This is a genomic window from Paenibacillus sp. NRS-1781, assembly GCF_050467745.1.
GTDB lineage: Bacteria > Bacillota > Bacilli > Paenibacillales > Paenibacillaceae > Paenibacillus > Paenibacillus terrae_A.
Map to the genome: position 1 here is coordinate 57448 of NZ_JBITPI010000011.1, position 23476 is coordinate 80923.

Annotated in this window: 27 protein-coding genes; 19 read left to right on the top strand and 8 right to left on the bottom strand. The window is 48.1% G+C overall.

All coding sequences use genetic code 11. The features are described 5' to 3' along the window. Positions 1–46: 46 nt before the first annotated feature. From ACIFO6_RS03300 to ACIFO6_RS03315, 4 genes are all read left to right on the top strand, one after another. Positions 47–1069: a methionine ABC transporter ATP-binding protein gene (locus ACIFO6_RS03300; protein ID WP_430038142.1), complete on the top strand. Its 1023-nt coding sequence runs from the start codon at positions 47–49 to the stop codon at positions 1067–1069. Next, the gene (locus ACIFO6_RS03305; protein WP_430038146.1) at positions 1066–1734 is read left to right on the top strand and encodes a methionine ABC transporter permease; all 669 of its coding nucleotides are present in this window, start codon (positions 1066–1068) and stop codon (positions 1732–1734) included. Before ACIFO6_RS03300 ends, ACIFO6_RS03305 begins: the two co-directional genes overlap by 4 nt. Before the next feature lie 73 nt (positions 1735–1807). Beyond that, entirely contained in the window at positions 1808–2650 is an 843-nt protein-coding gene (locus tag ACIFO6_RS03310; protein ID WP_430038149.1) for a MetQ/NlpA family ABC transporter substrate-binding protein, read from the top strand. Between the two features lie 144 nt (positions 2651–2794). Continuing rightward, a complete protein-coding gene (locus ACIFO6_RS03315) occupies positions 2795–3559 on the top strand; it encodes an SDR family oxidoreductase (RefSeq protein WP_430038152.1) in 765 nt (254 codons plus the stop codon). Positions 3560–3653: 94 nt separating this feature from the next. Here ACIFO6_RS03315 and ACIFO6_RS03320 read toward each other — a convergent pair whose 3' ends face one another. Next, positions 3654–3899, bottom strand: a complete 246-nt coding sequence (locus ACIFO6_RS03320) for a NifU family protein (protein ID WP_025684715.1) — start codon at positions 3897–3899, stop codon at positions 3654–3656. A gap of 87 nt (positions 3900–3986) precedes the next feature. Between ACIFO6_RS03320 and ACIFO6_RS03325 the strand changes: the two genes are divergently transcribed. Next, on the top strand, positions 3987–4244 hold the full coding sequence (locus ACIFO6_RS03325; protein ID WP_044645448.1) for a YuzB family protein: 258 nt from the start codon (positions 3987–3989) through the stop codon (positions 4242–4244). Between the two features lie 132 nt (positions 4245–4376). Here ACIFO6_RS03325 and ACIFO6_RS03330 read toward each other — a convergent pair whose 3' ends face one another. Both ACIFO6_RS03330 and mqnE read right to left on the bottom strand, forming a co-directional pair. Beyond that, positions 4377–5444, bottom strand: a complete 1068-nt coding sequence (locus ACIFO6_RS03330) for an NAD(P)/FAD-dependent oxidoreductase (RefSeq protein ID WP_430038155.1) — start codon at positions 5442–5444, stop codon at positions 4377–4379. Positions 5445–5709: 265 nt separating this feature from the next. After that, positions 5710–6816, bottom strand: coding sequence for an aminofutalosine synthase MqnE (mqnE, locus tag ACIFO6_RS03335; RefSeq protein WP_430038158.1), 1107 nt, complete (start codon positions 6814–6816; stop codon positions 5710–5712). Between the two features lie 381 nt (positions 6817–7197). Here mqnE and ACIFO6_RS03340 point away from each other — a divergent pair, with 381 nt between their 5' ends. Beyond that, positions 7198–7557, top strand: coding sequence for a HesB/IscA family protein (locus ACIFO6_RS03340; protein ID WP_430038161.1), 360 nt, complete (start codon positions 7198–7200; stop codon positions 7555–7557). 221 nt (positions 7558–7778) lie between these two features. Continuing rightward, positions 7779–8552 (top strand): S-layer homology domain-containing protein, encoded by a 774-nt coding sequence (locus ACIFO6_RS03345; protein ID WP_430038164.1) that lies wholly within the window; start codon positions 7779–7781, stop codon positions 8550–8552. Positions 8553–8902: 350 nt separating this feature from the next. Here the strand turns inward: ACIFO6_RS03345 and ACIFO6_RS03350 are convergent, their stop codons facing one another. Beyond that, a complete protein-coding gene (locus ACIFO6_RS03350) occupies positions 8903–9130 on the bottom strand; it encodes a helix-turn-helix domain-containing protein (RefSeq protein ID WP_283653184.1) in 228 nt (75 codons plus the stop codon). 351 nt (positions 9131–9481) lie between these two features. Between ACIFO6_RS03350 and ACIFO6_RS03355 the strand changes: the two genes are divergently transcribed. The 9 genes from ACIFO6_RS03355 (at position 9482) to ACIFO6_RS03395 (ending at position 16031) form a co-directional block, all read left to right on the top strand. Then, on the top strand, positions 9482–9847 hold the full coding sequence (locus ACIFO6_RS03355; protein ID WP_283653183.1) for a hypothetical protein: 366 nt from the start codon (positions 9482–9484) through the stop codon (positions 9845–9847). Between the two features lie 185 nt (positions 9848–10032). Continuing rightward, positions 10033–11607, top strand: coding sequence for a sigma-70 family RNA polymerase sigma factor (locus ACIFO6_RS03360; protein ID WP_430038168.1), 1575 nt, complete (start codon positions 10033–10035; stop codon positions 11605–11607). A 301-nt stretch (positions 11608–11908) separates the two neighbouring features. Beyond that, positions 11909–12661 carry a TetR/AcrR family transcriptional regulator gene (locus tag ACIFO6_RS03365; protein WP_430038171.1) on the top strand — a complete coding sequence of 251 codons (753 nt, stop codon included), beginning with the start codon at positions 11909–11911 and terminating at the stop codon, positions 12659–12661. A 26-nt stretch (positions 12662–12687) separates the two neighbouring features. Then, complete coding sequence (map, locus tag ACIFO6_RS03370) at positions 12688–13434, top strand: type I methionyl aminopeptidase (RefSeq protein WP_430038174.1); 747 nt, start codon at positions 12688–12690, stop codon at positions 13432–13434. Between the two features lie 325 nt (positions 13435–13759). After that, a complete protein-coding gene (locus tag ACIFO6_RS03375; RefSeq protein ID WP_430038176.1) occupies positions 13760–14377 on the top strand; it encodes a hypothetical protein in 618 nt (205 codons plus the stop codon). A gap of 10 nt (positions 14378–14387) precedes the next feature. Beyond that, on the top strand, positions 14388–14732 hold the full coding sequence (locus tag ACIFO6_RS03380; protein WP_430038179.1) for a YkvA family protein: 345 nt from the start codon (positions 14388–14390) through the stop codon (positions 14730–14732). Positions 14733–14762: 30 nt separating this feature from the next. After that, positions 14763–15101 carry a hypothetical protein gene (locus ACIFO6_RS03385; protein ID WP_430038182.1) on the top strand — a complete coding sequence of 113 codons (339 nt, stop codon included), beginning with the start codon at positions 14763–14765 and terminating at the stop codon, positions 15099–15101. A 6-nt stretch (positions 15102–15107) separates the two neighbouring features. Beyond that, the gene (locus tag ACIFO6_RS03390) at positions 15108–15398 is read left to right on the top strand and encodes a hypothetical protein (RefSeq protein ID WP_430038186.1); all 291 of its coding nucleotides are present in this window, start codon (positions 15108–15110) and stop codon (positions 15396–15398) included. A 312-nt stretch (positions 15399–15710) separates the two neighbouring features. Further along, positions 15711–16031 (top strand): hypothetical protein, encoded by a 321-nt coding sequence (locus ACIFO6_RS03395; protein WP_014277849.1) that lies wholly within the window; start codon positions 15711–15713, stop codon positions 16029–16031. 153 nt (positions 16032–16184) lie between these two features. Here the strand turns inward: ACIFO6_RS03395 and ACIFO6_RS03400 are convergent, their stop codons facing one another. From ACIFO6_RS03400 to ACIFO6_RS03410, 3 genes are all read right to left on the bottom strand, one after another. Next, positions 16185–17039, bottom strand: a complete 855-nt coding sequence (locus tag ACIFO6_RS03400) for a 1,4-dihydroxy-6-naphthoate synthase (RefSeq protein WP_430038190.1) — start codon at positions 17037–17039, stop codon at positions 16185–16187. Next, entirely contained in the window at positions 17040–17699 is a 660-nt protein-coding gene (locus tag ACIFO6_RS03405; RefSeq protein WP_430038247.1) for a futalosine hydrolase, read from the bottom strand. A 263-nt stretch (positions 17700–17962) separates the two neighbouring features. Then, entirely contained in the window at positions 17963–18208 is a 246-nt protein-coding gene (locus tag ACIFO6_RS03410; protein WP_430038193.1) for a hypothetical protein, read from the bottom strand. Between the two features lie 308 nt (positions 18209–18516). Here ACIFO6_RS03410 and ppk1 point away from each other — a divergent pair, with 308 nt between their 5' ends. Next, on the top strand, positions 18517–20637 hold the full coding sequence (gene ppk1, locus ACIFO6_RS03415; RefSeq protein ID WP_430038195.1) for a polyphosphate kinase 1: 2121 nt from the start codon (positions 18517–18519) through the stop codon (positions 20635–20637). Here the strand turns inward: ppk1 and ACIFO6_RS03420 are convergent. Continuing rightward, positions 20597–22144: a Ppx/GppA family phosphatase gene (locus ACIFO6_RS03420; protein WP_430038197.1), complete on the bottom strand. Its 1548-nt coding sequence runs from the start codon at positions 22142–22144 to the stop codon at positions 20597–20599. The two genes, ppk1 and ACIFO6_RS03420, sit on opposite strands and share 41 nt — an antisense overlap. A gap of 217 nt (positions 22145–22361) precedes the next feature. On the opposite strand from ACIFO6_RS03420, the gene ACIFO6_RS03425 reads away from it, so the two are divergent. Next, positions 22362–23018, top strand: a complete 657-nt coding sequence (locus tag ACIFO6_RS03425) for a YheC/YheD family protein (RefSeq protein ID WP_430038199.1) — start codon at positions 22362–22364, stop codon at positions 23016–23018. A 281-nt stretch (positions 23019–23299) separates the two neighbouring features. After that, positions 23300–23443 carry a sporulation histidine kinase inhibitor Sda gene (locus tag ACIFO6_RS03430; RefSeq protein ID WP_007431918.1) on the top strand — a complete coding sequence of 48 codons (144 nt, stop codon included), beginning with the start codon at positions 23300–23302 and terminating at the stop codon, positions 23441–23443. Positions 23444–23476 lie beyond the last annotated feature (33 nt).

The following is a 23476-nucleotide window of genomic DNA, read 5'->3' on the forward strand; positions in this document are numbered from 1 at the left end:
AACGTCGCTTAAAAGGGTAAGGAAGATTGAAGGGGGTCGCAGCACGTTGATAGAGCTTAAGCAATTAACCAAGCATTATGGCAAAGGCAGCCGACGCGTCAGTGCGCTATCCGGTTTGAATCTTTCCATAGAGCGTGGTGAAATATTTGGAGTCATCGGTCATTCCGGAGCGGGCAAAAGTACGCTGATCCGCTGTATTAATGTATTGGAACGTCCGACCTCGGGCGAGGTATGGGTAGATGATGTGAATCTCGCCATGGTAAGCCAATCCCAATTACAGAAACAGCGTCGTAAAATCGGAATGATCTTTCAGCATTTTAATTTATTATCCTCAGCGACGGTATATGACAATATTGCCTTTCCGTTGCGTCTGGTGAACACGCCCAAGCAGAAGCTGGACCACAAGGTTCGTGAGTTGCTGGAGTTGGTCGGTCTGGAAGAACACAGCGCTAAATATCCGTCACAGCTTTCGGGTGGGCAGAAGCAGCGGGTTGGTATTGCACGGGCGCTTGCCAGTGATCCTCATGTACTGCTGTGCGACGAGGCGACCTCGGCACTTGATCCGCAGACGACAGGGTCCATCCTGAAATTGCTGTTAGACATTAACCAGCGTTTTAATTTGACCATCGTACTGATTACGCATGAAATGCATGTCATTCAAAGCATCTGTGATCGTGTCGGCGTCATTCATCAGGGGGACATCGTGGAGCAAGGTCCGGTGGCAGAAATATTCCTCAAGCCACAGCATCAAGTAACCAAGGACTTTATCCAGCGGGAGTCTGAGCATCCCGAGGAGCTGCAAGCAGCCATAGCAGCAGCAGGAGGCGGCGAATCGGCGCATGTTGTACGGATTTCATTTTTGGGCAGCAAGACATATGATGCGATTTTGTCACGTACAGTCCGTAGCACTGGGGTTGATTTTGCGATCTTGCAGGGAACCATCTCCACGATTAAAAACGTACCCTATGGACAGCTTATCGTCCGTTTTGAAGGGAATCAGGAGGCTATTGAGCACACGCTGCGCGAAGTGTCCGGTCAGGGACTTGATGTGGAGGTGATCGGACGATGAGTGAACTTGATTTTTCGCAAGTGAGTTGGGAAGAACTGGGTAACTCTACATTAGAGACACTCCAGATGCTTGGTGCATCTGCGTTGTTCACCCTTATTATTGGTTTACCGCTCGGGATTTTATTATTTCTGGCAAGCCGCTCTTCATGGAGTCTGATGAAGGTGATATACGTTGTACTTTCCTTTATCGTAAACATTTTGCGGTCCGTACCGTTTATTATTTTGATTGTTGCACTCATTCCTTTTACGCGGTCGTTGGTTGGCACCTCTACCGGGGTGCTGGGTACGATTCCACCGCTGGTCATTGGCGCTGCGCCATTCTTTGCCCGTCTCGTAGAGACGTCATTGCGCGAAGTGGACAAGGGTGTCATCGAGGCTGCACAAGCCATGGGCGCCTCTACAGGTCAGATTATTAGGCGGGTGCTGTTGCGTGAGGCCCTGCCGGGTCTGCTCGCCGCATTAACGATTACCGTCGTTACGCTCGTATCCTATACAGCAATGTCCGGTATGATCGGGGGCGGTGGTTTGGGTACATTAGCTATCAACTACGGATACTACCGTTATGAAACGGCTGTCATGATCGTTGCGGTCATACTGATGATCGTACTGGTGCAATTGCTGCAAATGGCGGGAGACCGTCTGGTGCGGCATTATACTCGAAAATAGGGAAACCATATAAAATCCTTATTGATCAGGGTGTCTAAATCCTGAACATCACAATTCATTGGAGGGTAATCACATGAAAAAATGGATATTGGCCGTATTAAGCTTGACATTAATTGCGGTATTGGCTGCTTGCGGCACGAAAAGCACGACATCTGATACAAACAATGCGACCCAAAATACGGGTGGGTCACCACGTGAAGTCGAACTGAAAGTTGGCGCTTCTCCTGTGCCGCATGCAGAAATTTTGGAAGCGATCAAGCCACAGTTGGAAAAAGAGGGCATTCGTCTTCAAGTCGTTCAGTTTAACGACTACGTACAACCGAACGTACAATTGTTCGACAAGCAACTGGATGCTAACTTCTATCAACATGTACCATACCTGGATGTTATGAACAAAGAGCGCAAAATGGACCTGGTATCTGTAGGCGCGGTTCATCTGGAGCCATTCGGTATCTACTCGCAAAAATATAAAAAGCTTGATGAAATTCCGGATGGTGCAACAGTTGCCATTCCTAACGATGCAACCAATGGAGGACGTGCATTGCTGTTGCTGGAGAAACAAGGTCTGATCAAGCTGAAAGATGCAAGCAACATTGAAGCTACAGTAAAAGATATTACAGAAAACCCAAAAAACCTGAAATTCAAGGAGCTGGAAGCGGCTATGCTGCCACGTCAGTTGCCTGAAGTGGACATTGCTCTGATCAACACGAACTATGCTCTGGAAGCGAAGCTAAACCCGACGAAGGATGCACTGGCATTGGAAGATAAAGATTCTCCATATGCTAACGTTCTGGTAGCACGTCCTGATAATAAAGATTCCGAAGCGATTCAAAAGCTGATCAAAGCGCTGCAATCCCCGGAAACTAAAAAATTCATCGAAGACAAATACCAAGGCGCGATTATCCCGGCATTTTAAGCTGGAACCAAAAACGCTTAGAGCCCCAACCCCGAATTCTCTTGGACAAGAGGATTTGGGGTTTCTTTTGGCTTGGAGTTGTAGGCGAAGCCTAAATATTTTATACTTGGGGGTGACCGTTCTCTGTGAAGAGGAGGAAAACTGTTGAGACACAAAGTCGCGCTTATAACGGGCAGTGCCAAAGGATTAGGTAAAATGACCGCTCTGCGTCTGGCTGATGAAGGCTGTGACATTGTACTAAACTATGTGCATAGCCAAACGGAAGCCGAAGAGCTTAGACAGGTGATTGAAGCCAAGGGAGTACGCTGTCTGTCTTTGCAAGGAGATATTTCGGTTCAGGAAGATATTACAAGGCTGATCGGCGAAGTACAGGATCGGCTGGGCGGCGTAGATATTATGGTGAATAACGCCGGACCATTCATCCGGGAACGTCGCTTGTTTGCGGATTACAGTGTAGCTGAGATCCATGCCATGATTCAGGGGAATCTGGTGGGTACGATGCTGCTGGATCATCTGGTATTACCTCATATGCGGAACCGGCAATGGGGACGTATTATTCATTTTGGCTTCGGTCATGCTGGAGAAGCACGGGCTTGGCCACATCGTGCTGTGTACGCAGCCGCCAAGGTGGGGCTGGTGTCCTTTACGAAGTCACTGGCTGTGGAGGAAGCTCCTTATGGTATCACGGTCAATATGATTTGTCCCGGGGATATTCGGGGTGCGAACAAGGAAAAGTCAATTGCCGACGTCATCGGCTTGCAGGATAAAGAGACACCGCGCGGACGTCCGGGGAGTGGAGAGGATATCGCCCGTGTGATTGCTTATTTATGTGATGAGGATTCGGATTTTATCACAGGCAACATTATGGATGTGTCAGGAGGGCTGGACCCGATTCGGCCAATCATATAAGGGATAAAGATCCAGTATAGTCCCTGTCACACAAAAAAGAGTCTTGAGCTTCGGTATCGAAGTCAAGACTCTCATGATCATTATGCATCAAGCATTAGAATACTTGTACCACTTCTTGGACGCCGTCGACTTCTTCGAGAAGAGCGCGTTCAATCCCTGCTTTCAGCGTGATTGTGGAACTTGGGCAACTGCCGCAAGCGCCTACCAGCTTCAGCTTAACGATGCCGTCTTCTACATCAACCAACTCAACGTCGCCACCATCGCGTTGCAGGAACGGACGAAGCTTATCCAATACTTCGGATACTTCATCATACATTGGAATGCTTTGTGTTTCGCTCATTAGAATTCAACTCCTTTCCTATACCTTATTTATTATATTACAAAGCGGGCCAAATTAAAATGCCCGTCGACCAAAGCAGGTGAAAAAATGTTAAGACCCATCATTGAATTTTGCACTAGCAATATGCATTTTGGCACCGATGAGTTGATGTCCAGACTGGAGCAAAATCCAGATTACGACGTCATTGAATATGGCTGTCTCAGCAATTGTGGTCAGTGTAACGCAGAACCGTATGCGATGGTCAACGGTGAGATTGTATCTGCCGATTCAGCAGAGCTGCTGTACGAAGTGATTATGAACAAAATCAAAGAAGCCGAGGCGTGGGATAACCTTGATCTCGACTGAGGTATGACTGAGGTATAATCATTCGTCAGCCAGCTTCTTTCTGTATTGGATATACGCACGGTGAATACAATACTCAAAACAAAGAAGACCCGCTTCCCAGAGCAGGTCTTCTTTGTGTGTTGTACCGACAGATTATCCAAAATGGCGTTTGGATTTCCAGAGCACGCCGCTTTTGAGCAGGCGGGGTACACGACCACGCAGCGAGGTGCTGCCCATGAAGCCATAGCCGAATCCTGCCTTCTTGCCAAGGGCACCCAATGTGCCACGCAGCTTCAAAGGATGCGGGTGAGGCGTGTGACCTTTCCACAGGTCGTGTACAATGTGTGCAATCTGCTCACCTTGCACCTCCGCTGCCTGAGCACTTGGGGAGTAGGGGAGGCTGGCACAGTCTCCAACTACATATACCTCGGTATGATCTGGAATTTGGTAATATTCATTTAGCACAATGCGGCCCTGAGGGTCTTTGGGCACAGCTAAATCCTGCACGATTTTCACAGGCTGAATCCCGGCAGTCCATACAACCGCATCCGTCACAATTTCTTCATCATGATTGTAAATAGCGCCCGGCTCAATGCGGGAAACCCCAACATGATTCAATGCATCGACTTGATGCTCCTTAAACCAGGCATGTACATAGGCAGACAAACGCTGCGGGAATGCCGACAGCACCCGCTCACCCCGGTCCATAATGGTAATATTCAAATCTGTGCGGCTTTCGCGTAATTCCGCCGCAATCTCTACACCGCTCAGACCGCCACCTACAATATGCACATGTCCGTAAGGCTTGATTTCATTCAAGCGCAGATACGTTTGACGTGTATTGTTAAAGGACTGGATGGTACAGCTATGCTCTTCAGCTCCCGGTGTATTATGAAAACGGTCGGTACAGCCCAGTGCAATCACAAGCTGTTCATACGGCAAAGGCTCGTCGTCCTGAAAATGTACGATTTTATTTTCCAAATCCATCGAGGTGACTTCTCCGTATTTGCGAATGAGTCGTTGTTCATCGGGAAAATGCACACGTAAATCAAAATCAGATACCGTACCCGCTGCGAGGGCGTAGTATTCTGTTTTCAATCCCTGAAAGGGCATTCGATCCACTAAAATGACTTGAATATTGTCGGGAATATGTTTATTCAGTAATTCCTTGGCAATGGTAAGGCCACCGTAGCCGCCTCCCAGAATAACGAAATTTTTCATCAAAACCCGCCGTCCTTTCGCTGCCGTGTCCCCGGCAAATGGTCTGGTGCCTCATCAGGAAACCTTGTTCGCCTTCAAATTATGTCTTATCCCGGCGACATGCAAATTCAATGTTTCCGATCAGACACAAGTTTTTTGTTGTTATAAAACCCGGGTTCCCGGCCCGCCAACAGGCAGACCAGAGAATTCCGAGGCAGCTTGATGCTGCATGATGTGAGGTATGGGGATGAAATGCACGCGGGAAAATACGAATCCGATATGGCTTTTATTCGAAAACTTCGATTTCGTTATAGAAGGTGTCCCGTTCAACCGGGATGCGTCCGGCACCTTTGACCAGCCAGATCAGCTCTTTACGGGTCAATCCGGCCGGGGTCAGTGCACCTGCGGCATGGCTAATTTGCTCGCGCACAATCGTGCCATGGACGTCCGATGCGCCAAAGGTCAGAGCAACCTGCGTCAATTGCGGGCCAATATTAATGAAGTAAGCTTTGACATGGTCGATATTGTCCAGCATCAGGCGGCTGATCGCAATGGTTTTGAGATCCTCGTAAGCAGAGTTGCGGCGCATGATGTTGGCATTTTTGCTTTTCGGCTGCATGGACAGTGGAATAAATACCATAAATCCGTTCGTTTCGTCCTGCAATGCCCGAATTTGCAGCATATGTTCAATACGATCCTCGTAGGATTCAACCGAACCGTACAGCATTGTCGTATGGGTTCTCATGCCGAGATTGTGAGCCGTGCGATGAACCTCAAGATAGCGATCTACATTCGCTTTGGTGACACGCATTTTTTGGCGATACTCATCTGATAAAATCTCTGCGCCACCGCCGGTCAAGGTTTGAAGCCCTGCCTTTTGCAGCTCCTGAAGCACTTCTTTGATACTCAAGCCACTAATACGTGTGAAAAAGTCAATTTCCGCCGCAGTATAAGCTTTAAGTGTAACGTTGGGGTACTTTTCATTTAACGCCTTCAATGAGTCTACATAGTATTGGAAAGGTACATGATTATTATGACCGCCGACGATATGGAATTCTCTGACCCCCGGATGGATATGCTGCTCAACATAATCAATCATTTCCTGCCCGGACAACGTATAAGAGCCGTCTTCCCCCTGATCCTTGCGGAAATTACAGAATGCGCAGCGAGCTTCGCATACATTGGTGAAGTACAGGCTCATATTCTCAATAAAATATACCTTTTTTCCGTTCTTGCGTAAATTCGCTTCGTTAGCTAACTGACCCAGTGTGAGAATATCCTCAGTTTCGTACAAATATATACCATCTTCAAGGTTCAAACGAATGCCGTTCTGTACCTTTTCTACAATCTCTGCCATTCTGCGGTCTGTAAAGGGTGTAACTAATGTGGACATGCCTATATTCCTCCTTCAAGTTGCTCTGTGCGAGGCTGTCCGCCCTATAAGCGGCACAAGCGCTTGATGCACACAGGATGTCCCGTTCCGTCGGTACGAATCCGGCAGCGCGGATATATAATATATGATATGTGAAAAATGTTACAATACCAAGCTACAATGATGAATGTCTCAGATCATTGCCTATGAAATGACAAATTTCCGACAGTTTCTTTTACTCACTCTTCACCTATTATAAACCTCACCTCACAGGTGTTCAATACAAACGAACAGAAAAACAGGTCTTTTAGCCCGTAAGGGAAGGACATTCCATGACTTGAGCACCTGCAAATAGTGGAGTATACTGAAGGAGAACATGAAGTAAAAGAGGAGGATGGAGCCATGATTAACATCACCGATTCCGCTGCCGAGCGATTGAAAGATATGCTGGAGCAGCAGGAAACGCCGAATATGTTTTTGCGTCTGGGTGTTACGCCGGGCGGTTGCACCGGATTCTCGTATGCCATGGGCTTTGACGACAACGAGACGGATCAGGATATATATATGAACGTACACGATATGAAGATTGTAGTGGAAAAGGAAAGCATCCGCTACCTGGACGGTCTGGAAATCGACTTTGAAGAGTCGGGTATGTCAGGCGGTTTTACGATTCATAATCCGAATGCAATCGCTACCTGTGGTTGCGGTTCAAGCTTCCGTACAGCTACGGATGCAGGGAAGCCGAACGAGGAGCCATGTTAATTAGTGTTTTTCGAGTGGTGGTCTGAATTATAGAAGCCTAAATATCAGGTTTGTTAGGGAATGCGGATAACGGCCTTTGTGACGGGAATTACTCGTTGCGAGGTCGTTTTTGTGTTGTTTTTTCTGATTATTATCATCATTTGCTTTTGAAATGCCGATATAACATGGAGTTTCGGAGAACTAGTTTCTACATAAATTTTACTTTAAGGAAGTGGAAAGAGATGTTGAAAAAGAAATGGCTTATCACTCCGCTGGTTGTGGTGGCACTGTTTTTTAGTCAATCCGCATTCGCGGCAAATACGTTTACTGATGTGAACGGGACAAAATATGAGTGGGCTGCTGAATCTATTCGTTCGATGGTCGACAAAGGCGTTGTCAAGGGCTATGCGGATGGGACCTTCAAGCCAGGAAAAACCATAACGAAAGCGGAATTTGTAAATATGTTTCACAAGCTTTTTCCAGAGATCAATCATTCGTCCGGAAAAGCTTCAGAATTTGTTGATGCGCGTAAGCACTGGGCGAATAAAGATTTTGCAGCATTATTCAATGGGGATTATGTTTGGGGCTTCACTGAAAGAGTAGGGGGCAAATATCCAAACTATCAATTCTATATCAATCCCGACAAACCGCTGACCCGCTGGGATGTTATGATGATTGCTTCCGTTCGGACGGATTATACGAATCAGACTCTTCATCCTGAGATCAAGGAAGTAATCTCTGCAGCTGCGCAGTATAAGGATATAAAAATTCGTCAGGCGAATTACAATGACAATTTCATGATCAACTATCCAGTAATATACATCGACACGACTCAAGAGGAGCCCTATTATGATGGAGATTCCCAAGATCAAAAAGGAGAAGCATTTTACACCCTGACTAATATGGGCGTCCTTACCGCCAATGATGGATACCTTCACCCCAAAGCGCTAGTCACACGGGCTGAAGCGGTTACCATTTTACAGCGTTTGTACGAAGCCACAAAGCAATCGAAGTGATTTTTAAATAGGATCAGACGAAAGCAAAGAAATGATCTAACTATAAATGAAGGCCTCTATAGCGGTATAGTCGTATAATACTATATTGCTATGGAGGCCTTTTTGAATGTGTTAAATGATCATAATCACTACACTATATAAAGTGATTACCTTGACATGACTTATAAAGCCGTGGAGGAACTGATCAAAAGATCGAATATATAAATGGAACTGCCACTTCGCAGACGGATGGTGCTTCCGAAGCGACCGCTTGGCTTGTACAGCACCAATCCGTCTTCTCCGTTTTTCTTGTACATTATTTAAGTTTAGCCAGTGCAGACGAAAAGTACTTAACGAAAATAGGACCGTTTTTATAGGCGATCCTTTTCAGAATTTTCAATTGCTATGAGTTCAGATATATCATCAATTTCAAGTGCATCCGCGATTTTGATAAGTGTTTTTAGATTTATTTGTTCACGAATGTTCCGTGACATTTCTGATATAGCCGCCTGACGAACACCAGATAGTTCAGAAAGTTGAGTTTGCGTAAGTCCCCGTTGTGTCATAACCTCGTTCAATTTAAGCCGAATCGTTCTCATATGTACACCATCCTCTAGCCCATTATATCCAATATACGAATATCCGTAAAATTGATGTTGACTCTATACTAAAAGTCGTATATATTATACTAATAAACGAATATACGAATATGAGTATTAAATTTATTTTCTCTCAACATTGTTAATTTGATCACTTGGTACTTGGTTCTAAAGTAGAACGGTACTGGATACTGAATTTAAGTATTGATAAAAAATTTCTTATAACAATGATTTAGGGAGTGAAGGGGCGTGTCGTTTATGTTTTCCAGATCATTCATACAGTAACCATGCTTATGCTGGATATCAATACATAAATAAATCAGTAATATTATAAGGTAGGGGGAATTATTTATGAGCGAATCTGTTGAATTGAAAAGAGTTGCCATGGTATATGGACTTGATGATGATCCTCATATGTATGAATTATTTGAGGGAGTCCTGTATGATCGTAGCTATTTTTTTTATCTTGAACATGGAATATTGTGTCTGCGATATGTACGAAAGGTAGAACAACCGGATCATCCGTATCTTTATGTGGACGGGGAAAGCGGGGGGCTGCAACTAGCGGAGAATGTGCAACGTGAGATTATGGAGGTCGTCACAGAACTGATCGAGCGTTTGCGCAGTAAGGATGGATTAGCATTTTTACTGGATGAACTGCTATGGCTACATGGTAGAAGTCACATTGAACTTAACCTCGTGAAAAATAAAGGGTGATTTATTTCGGTTGGAAACCTGTAACTACAGTATGCTTCTATGAGAAAGAATCTGTTCATATTGTTGCAGTGTTCGGTGACGCTATGTATCAATCATTTCATTTTTCCATCAATAGGATTTGTAACCTTCCCCCATTGAGTTGGCACTTAAGATTAAGAACACGAAAGAAACGAGGCTAGGGACGTATGAGGGAGTGGGTTGAAAAGGCGCGGCTAGGGGATGCGGAAGCGTTTGGGCAGCTGATGCTGCATTTTCGTGGGATGGCCTATGCGGTGTCCTATGACATGCTGAAGGATGTCCATCTCGCGGAAGATGCCGTGCAGGATGCGTTCATAGAGGCTTATCAGAATCTGGAGAAGCTACAGAACCCGGCCGCTTTTCCCGGCTGGTTCAAGACCATTGTCGTAAGACAGTCCCAGCGGATGCTGCGGCGCAAGCATCATTCGGTGCTTCCTCTGGATGAAGCGGTGCAGGTATCGGGAGGAGTATCGGATTTGGCAGAAATTGCGGAGCGTAGGGAGGAGAGTCAAGTTCTGCAGCAATCGGTGAAGGCACTGTCTGCCAAGCTGCGCGTGCCTCTGCGGCTATTTTATTTTTACGGCTACTCTCTTCAGGAAATTTCCGATTATCTGGGCACTCCGGTCCCGACGCTTAAGAAGCGGCTGCACGATGCCCGCCGAAAGTTGAAAGGTACACTCCCGGTGGCCGATCTCGTCTCCGTGTTCCATCATTTGTATGAGGGAGGGCAAAACATGCTACATATTGTTAACGGTGATGTTGTAGGTGAGATGTTGAAGCAGGGCGTTGTACAGGGTGATGTGCTTGTATGGAGAGAGGTTTATCCATCAGGGCCGATATTTGCAAATCCAGCAGGGGCTGAAGAACGGTCACTGCGGGCCCGGGTTCTGGAAGCAACGATGGGTATTCCGGCCAGCGAATATATAACGGGCTGTGAGGAACAAGAGCAGAAACTTCGTGAATATACCAAGTACGATGAAGTCGTGTTGTGGTTTGAGCATGACCTGTTTGATCAGAGTATGCTCGCCTATCTGCTCCACTGGTTTAAAAGACAGAAACTGGGCCGCACGAAGCTGAGTCTGCTCTGTATTGGGGAATTTCCAGGAATTGAACGGTTTCACGGTCTGGGACAGCTCACTCCGGCACAGCTTCAGACATTATCCGGAACCTGGCGGACCATTGGGCGGCAAGAAATGGAGCTCGGAAGCGAGCTTTGGCAGGCGTATGCTTCTCCAGATCCTGCTCAAATGGCTAATCTTCTGGAAGACAAGAAGGCAACATTGGCAGCATCCGGTCTGCCTTTTGCCTATGAGGCCTTCACAGCGCATCTCAAACGGTTGCCCTCGGAACGGAATGGTCTTGGTATTGTGGAACAGACCACGCTTCAGGCCGTTCGCAACGGAGTGGATACGCCTTTGGAAATGTTCCGTCAGGTAACTGACGTCCTGCATGTGCTCGGCATGGGCGATCTCGAATATTGGAAAGTTATTCGTTCTTTGGTGGAAGGTGAGCATCCTTTACTGATTATGGACGGGGCTGAGGACGGCTTGGATTTCAGGCAAATCCCGGAGTTTCTGAACCGCCCGGTAATTCTGACTGAGTTGGGTAATGAGGTACTACATGGATCAGCGGATCGTATTGCAGTTCAAGGGATCGACGAGTGGTTTGGGGGGCTGCATCTTCACGGACATGAGGTTTCCTGGCGCTGGGATGATTTGGCTGGAGGTTTGGTCCGTCATTGAATAAGCTATAGAAGCATGCCGAAAACCTTGAGCGGTATGTCGGTGAAAGGGATCGTTCTAAGTCTATGATGGCTCAACCCAAAAGATAAATAGCGAAAGAGTTTTCCGTTCATGGAAAACTCTTTTTTATTTTTAAGCACATCACGTAAAGACAGGAAAACCACCTGCTTTTGAAAAGACACCCCTTATCATAACGATCTCAATAAGTCGTAAATTCTCCAGCTAATTCCTTGTTATTCGCAAGCCGATGTTTTATATTGACATAAGAGTAGGTCAAAAATAAAAGAGGTGAACGGACGAGATGTCTCCACGCACGAAGGAACAAAACGAAGAGATCCGACTGCGGCGTCTGGCGCAAATTCGGAAAGCCGCTGCCGATGTGTTTTTGAATAAAGGGCCTTTACTGGAAATGCGCGATGTGGCCGCGCAGGCGGGACTCGGCTATGGCACGGTATACCATTATTACAGCAATAAGGGCGATTTGCTCCACGATCTGCTATGGGACGCGTTGGAGCGGGCCGGGGGATGGCAGAAGGACACGCTAGAGGCCCCGCTGGAGGTCCCGTGCGCTTCGGCTTCGGCTTCGGGGGAGGCGCCGGAGGGCGGACATTTCGGCTTGGCTGCTGCGGCGGACACCGGGAACGCGGCTGCCGCGGATTCCCGAAGCGGAAGTCGCGAAACGGCCGCTGCCGCAGAGCTTGGCCCCGTCGCCGCCGCTGGGGTCCGACTGTTACAGCTTTGGGCGGAGGACCACGCTCTGTACCTGCTGCATAAGCTGGCCGGTGAGGGCTTTGCCTCGCTGCCTGAAGCACGGTCGGCTCCGCTCTCGGCCGCCTTTCGCCGGGAGGTGCTCGCGCCGCTTGCCGCGCTGCTGGAAACTGGGCGTGCGGCGGACGGGGCTGCCGCTTCCGGCAGAAACGCAGCGGAGCCGCCGGATCGGCTACAGCGCGCGGAAATGCTGCTGGCCGCCTTGGTCGGCTGCGCCTCACTATCGCTTCGCCGCGGAAAGCTGCACGAGGAGGCCAGGGATATCGCCGGGCTTTTAAAATTATAGAATGGATAAGGAGCGAATAAACAAAGATGATCATTTTAAAATCACCTAGGGAAATCGAAGAGATGAAGCCGGCGAGCCAAATCGTTGCGGATTGCTACCGTAAGGTGGCCAAACTGATCGAGCCTGGGATTACCACCCAGGAAATCAATGACTTTGTTGCCAGACACATCACCAAGCTGGGCGGCAAGCAGTTTACGAAAGGATACAATGGTTTCCCCGCCGAAACCTGTATTTCGATCAACGATGTCGTGGCTCACGGCATTCCTTCCAATCGGGTGCTTATGGACGGGGACTTGTTGAAGCTCGACATCGTCGCGGAATACGGCGGATGGTTCGGCGATTCGTGCATGAGCTATGCGGTGGGCAATATCCGACCTGAGGCGCAACAATTAATGAAGGTGACGAAGGAATGTCTGGATCTGGGGATCGCCCGAGCGCTCCCCGGGGGCCGGCTTGGTGACATCACGTCAGCAATTCAACAGCATGCGGAGGCGAATGGGTATTCCGTCGTACGCGATCTGCTGGCGCACGGGATTGGGCGGAGCCTGCACGAAGAGCCGAGCTACGAGCATATCGGCACAGCCGGCAAAGGCATTCGGTTAAAGGAAGGCATGGTATTTACGATTGAACCCATGATCAACGAAGGTACGTTCCGTATCATGATCGACGACGATCAGTGGACGGCGAGAACGGCCGACGGCAAGTTGTCGGCGCAATATGAGCATACGATCGCAGTCACGCCGGACGGACCACTGATTTTAACGGCCCAGTAACAAGAGAGGCGAACGGACGGGAATGCGTCATTTTAGGAAATAAGTCGCCAACCCGGCCTGCTTGGCCTGACGAAAGTTCGTAATCCGAAACGACTAAAAAGCGCTGGGCCGAGTTTGGGAGCAGGGAAGCTTTTTTTACATGGTTTGTAGCTTTACCGATTTACGAAAAACTGCTCCCCGGGAAAACGAGGCAACCGAAGCTCAAGGGCCAATGAAACGAGTACCAGCACCCATGAATAGAGAATGAGAAAGCAGGAAGAATATACTAGATTATAAAAAGGGGTCATAGTAAAATATGACTATATAAATAGAGAGGAAGTTTGTTATGGGGGAATTAGGTAGTCATACTCAGTCTGTGGAGCCTCAATCACAGGCTGTTCGCAAGCTCGCAGTTGTAGCCACGGTCATTTCAGGAGTAGCGGTACTAGGATGTATAGCCTTGGCGGTATGGAATTATAATCTGAATACGAGGGTAAATACTTTGACGACAGCAAATGCTTCACTCAACAAGACAACACAAGCATTAACGAAGCAACAAAACGATACAGAGACGCTGCTGCAACAGGTTAGATTAGCAGCCAACCTGTCGTCCATATCGCATGCATTGGAGCAGACTTCTGTCGTTACTGATGATTTTGTATTGGAAAAAGTGACCTTTGATGTAGCAGAGAATGGTACGTTGAAGGGTGTGCTTTTAAATGTGAACAATCAACCGAATCTTGGTTTGGGTGGCGCTTATCAAGGTTATGGTAAATATAATATGGCTTCTTCTACTTTGACAAAGAAGGCGGAGGAAGTCATAAACATCGCTATGAAAGAGTATGGTACATCGGACAAGCTTCCGGTATGGGATAAGAAGAAGACGACGGTGGAAATGACGGTCCACAATTATCCGCTTGGAAAGCGGGAAGGTGGAATTTTCAAGCTTGCCAGTCAGCAATAGGAGGAGCCTTATGAAGGATTTTGATGTAACTAAAGCCAAGTATGATCCGAAGCAGGAAGAAAAGGTGAAAAAGGGATTTTTCAAAAAGGTGAAATCCACGGCCGGGAAGGTTCCCTTTGTGAAGGATGCGCTGGCCATGTACTATTGTGCGTTAGATCCTGAAACGCCTCTTTATGCCAAAGGGGTGGCCTTCGGGGCCTTGGCCTATTTTATTTCTCCATTGGATGCCATATCGGATGTTATTCCGATGCTGGGCTTCACGGACGATGCGGGTGTCGTGCTGGCGGCCTTAAAAGTGCTGGACATGCATATCAAGCCTGCCCACCGGGAGAAGGCGAACGAATTTCTTTCTTGAGGATTGCTTAAAGAGCGGGGGAGCTAAAGAATGGATAGGTACACGCTTACAGCGAGGGAACGCTGGCAAATGAGACGGAGTGAGCCACAGCCGCAGGGCTGGGTGCTAGCTTTGTTTGGCTGGATTTTTGCAGGATTAGGGCTACTATTAAGTATTTTAGTCATTGGTAATCTGTCGGCTATTCTGGGTTTAGTCTTCGGCATTTTGACGAAACGGATAGAGCAACGAGATACACAGGGCATCCTTATTATCGTTTTAAGCTCCATTGGGATCGGCATCGGGTTGTTGATTTTTATTATTTTTGGAGCACAAGGTTTTGTGGAAGGCCTGATAAGAGGTTATAATGAGCATTATCAGCCAGGGAGGTAGACAGCATTGAGCGTCATTATTTCACAGCAGATTACAGCAACGGGCGTGAAGGAATATACGAAGGTCATTAAAACATTGGATTCGCATTTTACCCCATTGGTTGGACAGAAAATCAGGGATACGGCTTTTGGCGATATGCAATATTATGATGTTGAGGACGTGTTTATTGATCTGACAGAGAACGAATATTGGGTCATTTTACCTGCCGTTCTGCTGCATACCGATGATATCGAGGATGTACGGGATGCGGTGCGTGAGTATCGTTCACATGGATGGGAATGTACAAAACCTGTGTAAATCCATACGGCATAAGCATCTATACAGAAACGTCTTTCTTTTGCGAGGTAGGCGTTTTTTTATGTATTTGTGCATAAAATCTTCCTAATGATTGGCATGAAAAGAAAGAATTAATGCTGAAAATGCGCGAATTGTATCATTTTTTATCATAAAACGACAGGTTGGGAAATGAAATCGTACTTAATGTGTTATACTTAGAATATCAAAGGACAAGAGTCTAAAACGACCGGTAAGGCCCTTTCTTTGAAGAGCCTCGTAAGGTTCAACGTTTATCCAAAATAAATGGTCAAAAGGAAAAGGGGAAATGCTAACGTGAGAGTAAATTTGAAATTTACGAACAAAGGGCAAGTTGCAGTCGAGAAGTTCAACAATGAGGAGCTTATCGAAATCTTTACCCGCTACATTAAAACGTTAAGCAAGAAGTATGATATCTCGGTTACTGTACCGGAGGATCTGAATGAGCAGATCTTGGCAGAGGGCACGGTGAAGGTCGTGTTGGATAAGATTAATTGTGACATGGACGCTTTTTTCAAGGAGCTGAGCCGGGATATCAAGGTGCCACTGGTCAAAAGATTGGGTACCAAATTGGATAACGTGTTTAAGACCGAGGTCGTGGAGCAGGAACAGAATTAAGGATAAGGATCAGGCGAATCTGAATTGGGGATTCGCAATATGAAATCATAAAACCTCCCGAATGGGGCGCATGGCTAGGCAATGTGCTCGTTCGGGAGGTTTTATATGTTTAAGGCTGCTTTAATCAGCAGGAAATCATGCAATGGTGGTTCATTAGCGGGTTCTGGATGCAAGGCGCAGCTTGGCTAAATCAAACGAAGGCACAAGCCCTTCATGGGCGGCGCGTCCGAGCAGTGCTTCGATGGCTGCATAGCCGCTGTCGCCCAGATTGGCGGTAAAGTCGTTCACGTACAGGTCGATATGCGATTGGGCTACATCCGGTGACAGCTCCTGTGCATGGGACAATACATATTCGCGCGAAGCCTCGGGATGCTTCCAAGCGTACTCGACAGAGGCGTGGATCCAGCCTGCAATGGCTTCGAGGTCCAGAGAACGGCGGGCAATAATGGCTCCAAGCGGAATCGGGAGACCCGTATCTTCTTCCCACCAGTTGCCCAGATCCACTTGCTTGCTGAGACCGTAGGATGGATACGTGAAACGTGCCTCGTGAATGACCAGCCCGGCATCCATATGTCCGTCACGGACAGCAGGCATGATCTGGTCGAACGGCATCACGACAATTTCACCGACCCCTCCCGGCACATGCTTGGCGGCCCACAGGCGGAATAGCAGATAGGCTGTGGAGCGTTCGCTCGGCACAGCTACGCGCTTGCCGGACAGGGCTTCCGGTCCTTCCGCCGTGGTGCCTTCCTTGGTCAGCACGAGCGGACCGCAGCCCCGACCCAGCGCGCCGCCGCAAGGCAGCAGGGCGTATTCGTCCAGCACCCAAGGGAGTGCAGCATAAGAGATTTTCATGACATCCAGCCCGTTTGGCGTTACCGCCAGATTGTTAGTGATGTCGATATCGGCAAATGTAATGTCCAGCGCGGGTGCGCCCGGAATCAACCCGTGCGCCAAGGCATGGAAGACAAAGGTGTCGTTGGGACAAGGTGAAAAAGCAATTTGCATCTATATAACCTCCGTTATTGTAGAAAATGCGGCTTCCAACGCCTGCAAAGCCTCTTTGATCCGCCAGGCTGCGCGGTCACGTGGGCCTACTGCATTGGAAATCGTGCGGATTTCCATCACAGGCAGCCCCAGCCTGTTCGCTGCTACGGCTACCCCATAGCCTTCCATCGCTTCGGCAGCGGCTCCGGGAACGCGCAGCCCCAGCCGTTCTGCCGTAGCCGCTGTACCTGTGGCCGTCGTGACGGTCAGGATCGGCCCAGCCACAGCTGTCTGTCCGGCGGCGCGTAGCGCCTGAACGAGCCGCTGTGTGGTTGCGCTATTCACGGCGATTCGGCTGGAGCCGAAGCCCAGCTCGTCCACGCTGCTGAAGCCTTCCGCCGTCTCGGCCCCGAGGTCGGCGGCGATGATCGCGTCAGCGACGACGACGCTCTCCAGTGCGGCGACATCCACGAAGCCGCCGCCGATTCCGGCGCTGATGACCAGGCGGTAGCCACCGCCAGCCAGTGCCAACGCGGTCGAAGCTGCTGCGGACGGAGCGCCCACACCAGCCAGTTCAACTGCAAAGCGGGTGTCGCCGTTCAGCCCGCGCAGCACGGCTTCCCGTTCGTCTTCAACCGCGGTCATGATCAGGATGCGTCTGTCTGATGTTGTATGCTCCATTGGTTGAGTCCCCTTTAGATTTAGATCATATGTTACTTTATCATACTGCTTTTTGAAACGATGTTCAAAAAATAACGACAAAAAAAAGCGCTCTGTGGCGCCTTTTGGATAAACCTGTAATATGTTAACAAACCGAAAGCCAGCAGCATAGCTGCCTTAAAGAATAACGTTTAGCCTATAAGTTAACAGTTAGATGGCAGTTATATTCAAGAAAAAAAAGCATTTCTAATCTGGAAGAACAGTACAGACATAGCATATAATAATTATATCGGCTGATCCTTGGTGATCAACTGAAACATCGTGATATTGCGGTCATAATGGCTTTGGGTCCCATCCTGATTGCGCACCCGAATCATCTCGCTGCTGAACAATTCGATATATCCGCAGCCAATCTCGCAGTATACGCCCGTCGGGTCCTCCTGCCAGACTGAAACGAGATGCTGAGACAGCGCCGCGGTGAAAAATTCGATGTTTTTTTGCAGTACGCGTGGCGTTTTCTTGGGTTCCATAACGTAAATCCTCCTATATGATGCCATTTGAAAATGAAGCAGTTGAACGTGGCTGGTATGTGACAAGTAACAGCGTGATAATCATAAAAAAAACGATGAAAACGTACGATTCGACAATCTATCTCAATGAAACAGACGTAAACACTGTACCCTTTAATACTATTTTTGTAAAGTATCCGATTGACCTTTTCAACATCAGGCTGCATTTTACACACATTTTACATTGTGTTTACACAGTCGTGATGCTAGTGCGTTTCATCTAATAGTACAATAAAACATAACTATACTGCATGATTGATGGAGGCCATATGTTGATAGAGAGTCAGAATAAGGATAAGGATAAAGATAAAGCCGGGTCAGAACGCTACTTTAATCGGGATTTGAGCTGGATTGAATTTAACCGTCGTGTGCTTCAGGAAGCTCAGGATACAGACACACCGTTGCTGGAGAGAGCCAAATTTTTGGCGATTGTGTCCAGCAATCTGGATGAATTTATGGCTGTTCGGGTGGCAGAGACGCGAGAGAAGATTAAGGCCGGGTTTATGCAAAAGGATTTTACCGGATATACTCCCTCCGGTTTGTACAAACGGCTGATCAAGCGCACGGTCTCAATGGTATCGGAGCAGTATCGAGCCTATCGCGAAATTTCCCGCCTGTTGACGAAAAAGGGGATTTTGCTGCTTGAATATGAGGGCTTGAATGCGACACAGCGCAAGTCTCTGGATACGTACTTTCATGAAATTATATTTCCTGTGCTGACGCCGATGGCGGTTGATCAGAGCCGTCCATTTCCACTAGTTCACAATAAATACGTATATTTGGCAGTTGTACTGAGACGTCAAGGGGATACGGAGGAGGATAAGCCGTTTTTTGCCATTGTACAGGTGCCTTCCAATATTCCGCGTGTCGTTTCTGTGCCGCTACGCTCCAATAGCAAGAAGAAATCATTCATTTTAATTGAAGAGTTAATTAAGCATCATATTCAAACGCTGTTCACAGGTTATGTGCCGGAATCAGTTCAAGCCTTCCGTGTCACACGCAATTCCGATTTGTCCATTAATGAAGAAGAGATCGAAGATTTGCTCGAAGAGATTGAAAAAGAGCTGCGTCGCAGAAGACGCGGTGCGCCAGTCAGGCTGGAAGTGGAAAAAGGGATTCATCCCTTTGCTCTGATGGAGCTTCAGCGCGAATTCAAGCTGTTCGATCATGTGTTTGAGATGGACGGGCCGCTGGATTTGACGTTTCTGTCGTCCTTTGCCGATCAATTGGAAGGGTATTCGCATTTGAAGTTTCCGTCGATCAAGCCGTTGTACCCGGAAGAGCTGCCCCCGCAGGAGGATATTTTCAATGTACTCCGCAAACGGGACGTGCTGGTATATCATCCGTATGAGTCGTTCGATGCGGTAACGGATTTTATCATTGAAGCGTCCGAGGACCCGGATGTGATGGCGATCAAAATGACCTTGTACCGGGTCAATGGAGAATCGAGGCTGATTCCGGCATTAGCTCGTGCGGCTGAATCGGGCAAGCAGGTTACGGTGGTGGTAGAGCTGAAAGCCCGCTTTGACGAGGAGCGTAATATTGCCTGGGCACGCAAGCTTGAAAAAGCAGGCTGCCATGTGGTGTACGGGCTGGTCGGCTTGAAGACCCATGCTAAAATTATTCTCGTGGTACGCCACGAGCGTAACGCACTTAAGCGCTACGTGCATGTGGGGACTGGCAACTACAATGAAAGCACGGCCCGCGTATATACGGATATCGGGTTATTCACGTCAGACCCGGTCTTGGGCGAGGATGCCTCCGAGCTGTTTAATGAAATCACGGGCTTCTCCGCACTCAAGACGCTGCAAGCTTTTACGGTGGCTCCGACGGGAATGAAAAACAAGCTGTTCGAGCTGATCCGTAGGGAAGCAGAGCAAGCTTTGGCAGGCAAGCCCGCCCGGATTATCGCCAAAATCAACTCCTTATCCAGTCAGGAGATGATTGATGAACTATATGCAGCTTCTCAGGCGGGTGTGAAGATTGATCTGATCATTAGAGGGGTCTGCTGCTTGCGTCCCGGTGTGGAAGGCTTCAGCGAGAATATCAGCGTCATCAGTATTGTGGATCGCTTTCTGGAGCATTCCAGGCTGTTTTATTTTGAAAATGCAGGGGCTTCTGAGTTGTTCCTGTCCAGCGCGGACTGGATGACTCGCAACCTGACACGTCGGATTGAGCTAATGTGCCCGATTTATGATGACCGGATCAAGGGAATGCTGTCGGATATTTTGCGTTTGTCCTTGAGAGATAATGTGAAGGCGCGGCAGCTTCTGTCTAATGGCAGCTATCAGTTTGTGGCAAGAAACGACGAAGAGGCCCCTATGCGGAGCCAATCCGAAGCCATGAAGGTTAGAAATTGGAAGAAGGAAGAATGGACCACGACAACGTAAGGTTCCATGCTTTTTGAAAATCTTTGGCGACAGCCTCCAGCTCCCGCTGTTCCAGAATCGGTTCACCCGTGCTTTCCAGACGAAGATGTAGCGCATCGTCACCTGTGGTGGGATTGATGCTGGTGATGATGCCGGATTCGCTCCGATCCATGCCGATCGCAAGCTGGAGCAGGGAGCCTAACCGATGTACACGTTCTTCGTCGGAAGGCTCCAGAATATCGGCATGTGTGCGCAGCAGTCGGGGCGTCCGATTCTTGGGATGATAGTCTGCGATCAGCGCAGCCAGCACCGTTTCCTGATGGGATAAACCTCCGATGCCCGCGTGCAGGATCCAGAACACAGAATGCTGTCGGAAATGATAGTAATTTAAGGCTGCTCCGGTTTTGTACAGCGTTGCAGCGGTCAGCAACAGACGTTTGTCCATCGCTGAGGATGATACGTCAGTCCATACGCCAACGAGTTCGTCATACAGCCGCACAGCGTACTCGTTAACCCGCTTGACGTGCTCTTCGCTAACCGGTACAGCGAATGAAAGTATATTGCGGATCGACGCGATGAGCGGATTGTCGACCACAGGCTTTTCGGCATTGACCAGTTTATGAAACAAACCGTCACGCAAGCCCGCTCCGCTGACCAAATAGGTGGAGCCATGAGCGGCCTCGAATATCGTTTTCAATATAACTAGCCCCGGAATAATAATGTCGGCTCTGTCTTTGGACAGGCCGGCTGTTTTTTTGCGTTTTTCATAGGGAAGATGGGGCAGACTGACATAAAAATAATCGACATCTTCTGTCGTCATTTCGTAATGGTGCGTCACGGGCAACGAGTAATCCTGCCGCTTCTGATTGATTTTGGCCAAGGTACGCAAGGTACCCCCCAAACCGATGAACGGCAGGCCCGGATTGGAAAAGATCCAATCATGGTCTTGCAGGGAAGAACGGACGAAGCTCTCCATCTCCTCAAGCTGCTGAGGGGACCATTCACCATTCCTGACTTCCCGGCCAAAGCGCGAATTCGTGTTGACCGCGCCAAAAGGAAACGAGACGGTATGAAGCCGCTGTCGCTCGCGGAACAGCGTAATTTCGGTACTGCCGCCCCCGATGTCAATAATAATGCCGTCGTTTACATTCATGGTATTGACGACGCCCAGAAAACCGGCATAGCCTTCCTGCTCCCCGCTCAATATTTCCAGCGTTAAGCCTGTTTCCTCGGCAATCCATTGAACAATCTCATCCGAATTCGCCGCATTACGGATAGCGGCCGTCGCTGCTGCACGCATACGAACAACCTCGTGCATACGGCATACCGTTATAAATTGGCGCAGTAATGGAGCGATGCTTCGAATCGCTTCCCGCTCCATGCGGCCGTTGGTTCCAACCTTTTCACTTAGTCGGGCAGCCTCTTTGCATTCCTGGACAATTCTGTAGGCTCCTGACTCTGTTATTTCATAGATCACTAGACGTATGGAGTTGGAGCCAATGTCCATGATGCCGATTTTGCTGTTCATGAGTTGACCTCCTTGTCGAAAAAACAATTTGCCGGCAAACCCGCTGCTCCGTGCAAATATAAGTAGATTATTGTCATTGTACCAGTGATGTCCTGTGCTTGCTACCGTTAGCATGATCTTGTCGAAATGGATATGTGCCTCGGGCAATCATCCAAGAATAGAGCATCCATGTTGAGTATGTATAAGTATAGTGTGACGGCGAAAGGAGAGAGGATTCATGAGACAACTTGCAAGCAAGTGGTTAAAGACGAAGGTGCTGCTCCGCCATCCGTATACCGCCGTTTATATACCGGAAACGTGTCTGTATAGCGAAGATCAACTGCGAATGATGCTGCGGCGGCAAGCTTTTGTGTTCATAAAGCCTGTGAAGGGCGGCGGTGGAATCGGAGTCATGCGTGTGGCTAGGGAGCGCAGAGAATACACCTGCACGCGCATGGAACGCACATACCGGTTCAGCAGCTTTGGAGAGCTTGCTGTCGGAATCGGAAAGCTCCGGCTCCAGCGTCCGTATTTGATTCAGCAGGGTATTTTGTTGGCTACGATTCAGGGCAGACCTGTTGACTATCGGGTAAAAGTAGTGAAAGTGGGCCAGAAATGGGTTTTCCGGTCGGTGGTTGCACGTCATGCCCGTCCCGGACTGGTCATTACGAACCTGTGCAAAGGGGGAATTCTGATAAAGGGAATGGATGCACTTCGGAAGATTTATCCCCGTCGGGTGGCTATCCAAAAGCGTCGTGAAATCGTTAATCTTACACAACGATGTATTCCTGTACTGGAGAAAAGATTTCCGGGGATTGGACAATTGGGATTTGATTATGGACTTGATCCGAATGGACGGATATGGATTTTGGAGGTAAACACAAGACCCCAATAATCCTTGATTTCTTAAATTAACTCCCATAAAATTCAATTTAGTGGATTGTAAATATAATCTATATGTGTAAACTATAAAAATATTTTTTTTATTTACAAGCGTTAAAATCCTGTGTATAAGTATTGTCCACATTATCCCCTGTCACATATAAGGCTTTACGACACTTACCAACAATTTATACACAGGATTTCCACAACGTGCTGTGGATAACAGAACGCTTGTTCCGTTTTTGGTATTTTGATAGAATAGATTTTGAAATAAAAGGAAAGGTTGTGTCGAGGATGGCTATGCTGACGGATGAAATGCTTTTGGATTCCTATCAGATGGCAATCGAGCTTAAACTTGAATGTGACTTCATTGCACTGTTGCTGGCTGAGATTCACAAAAGAAACTTAGAGATGAATACAGCCGTAGTCCTTCATTAGACCGGACAAGCTCTCGTACTGCGACTGTGAAGT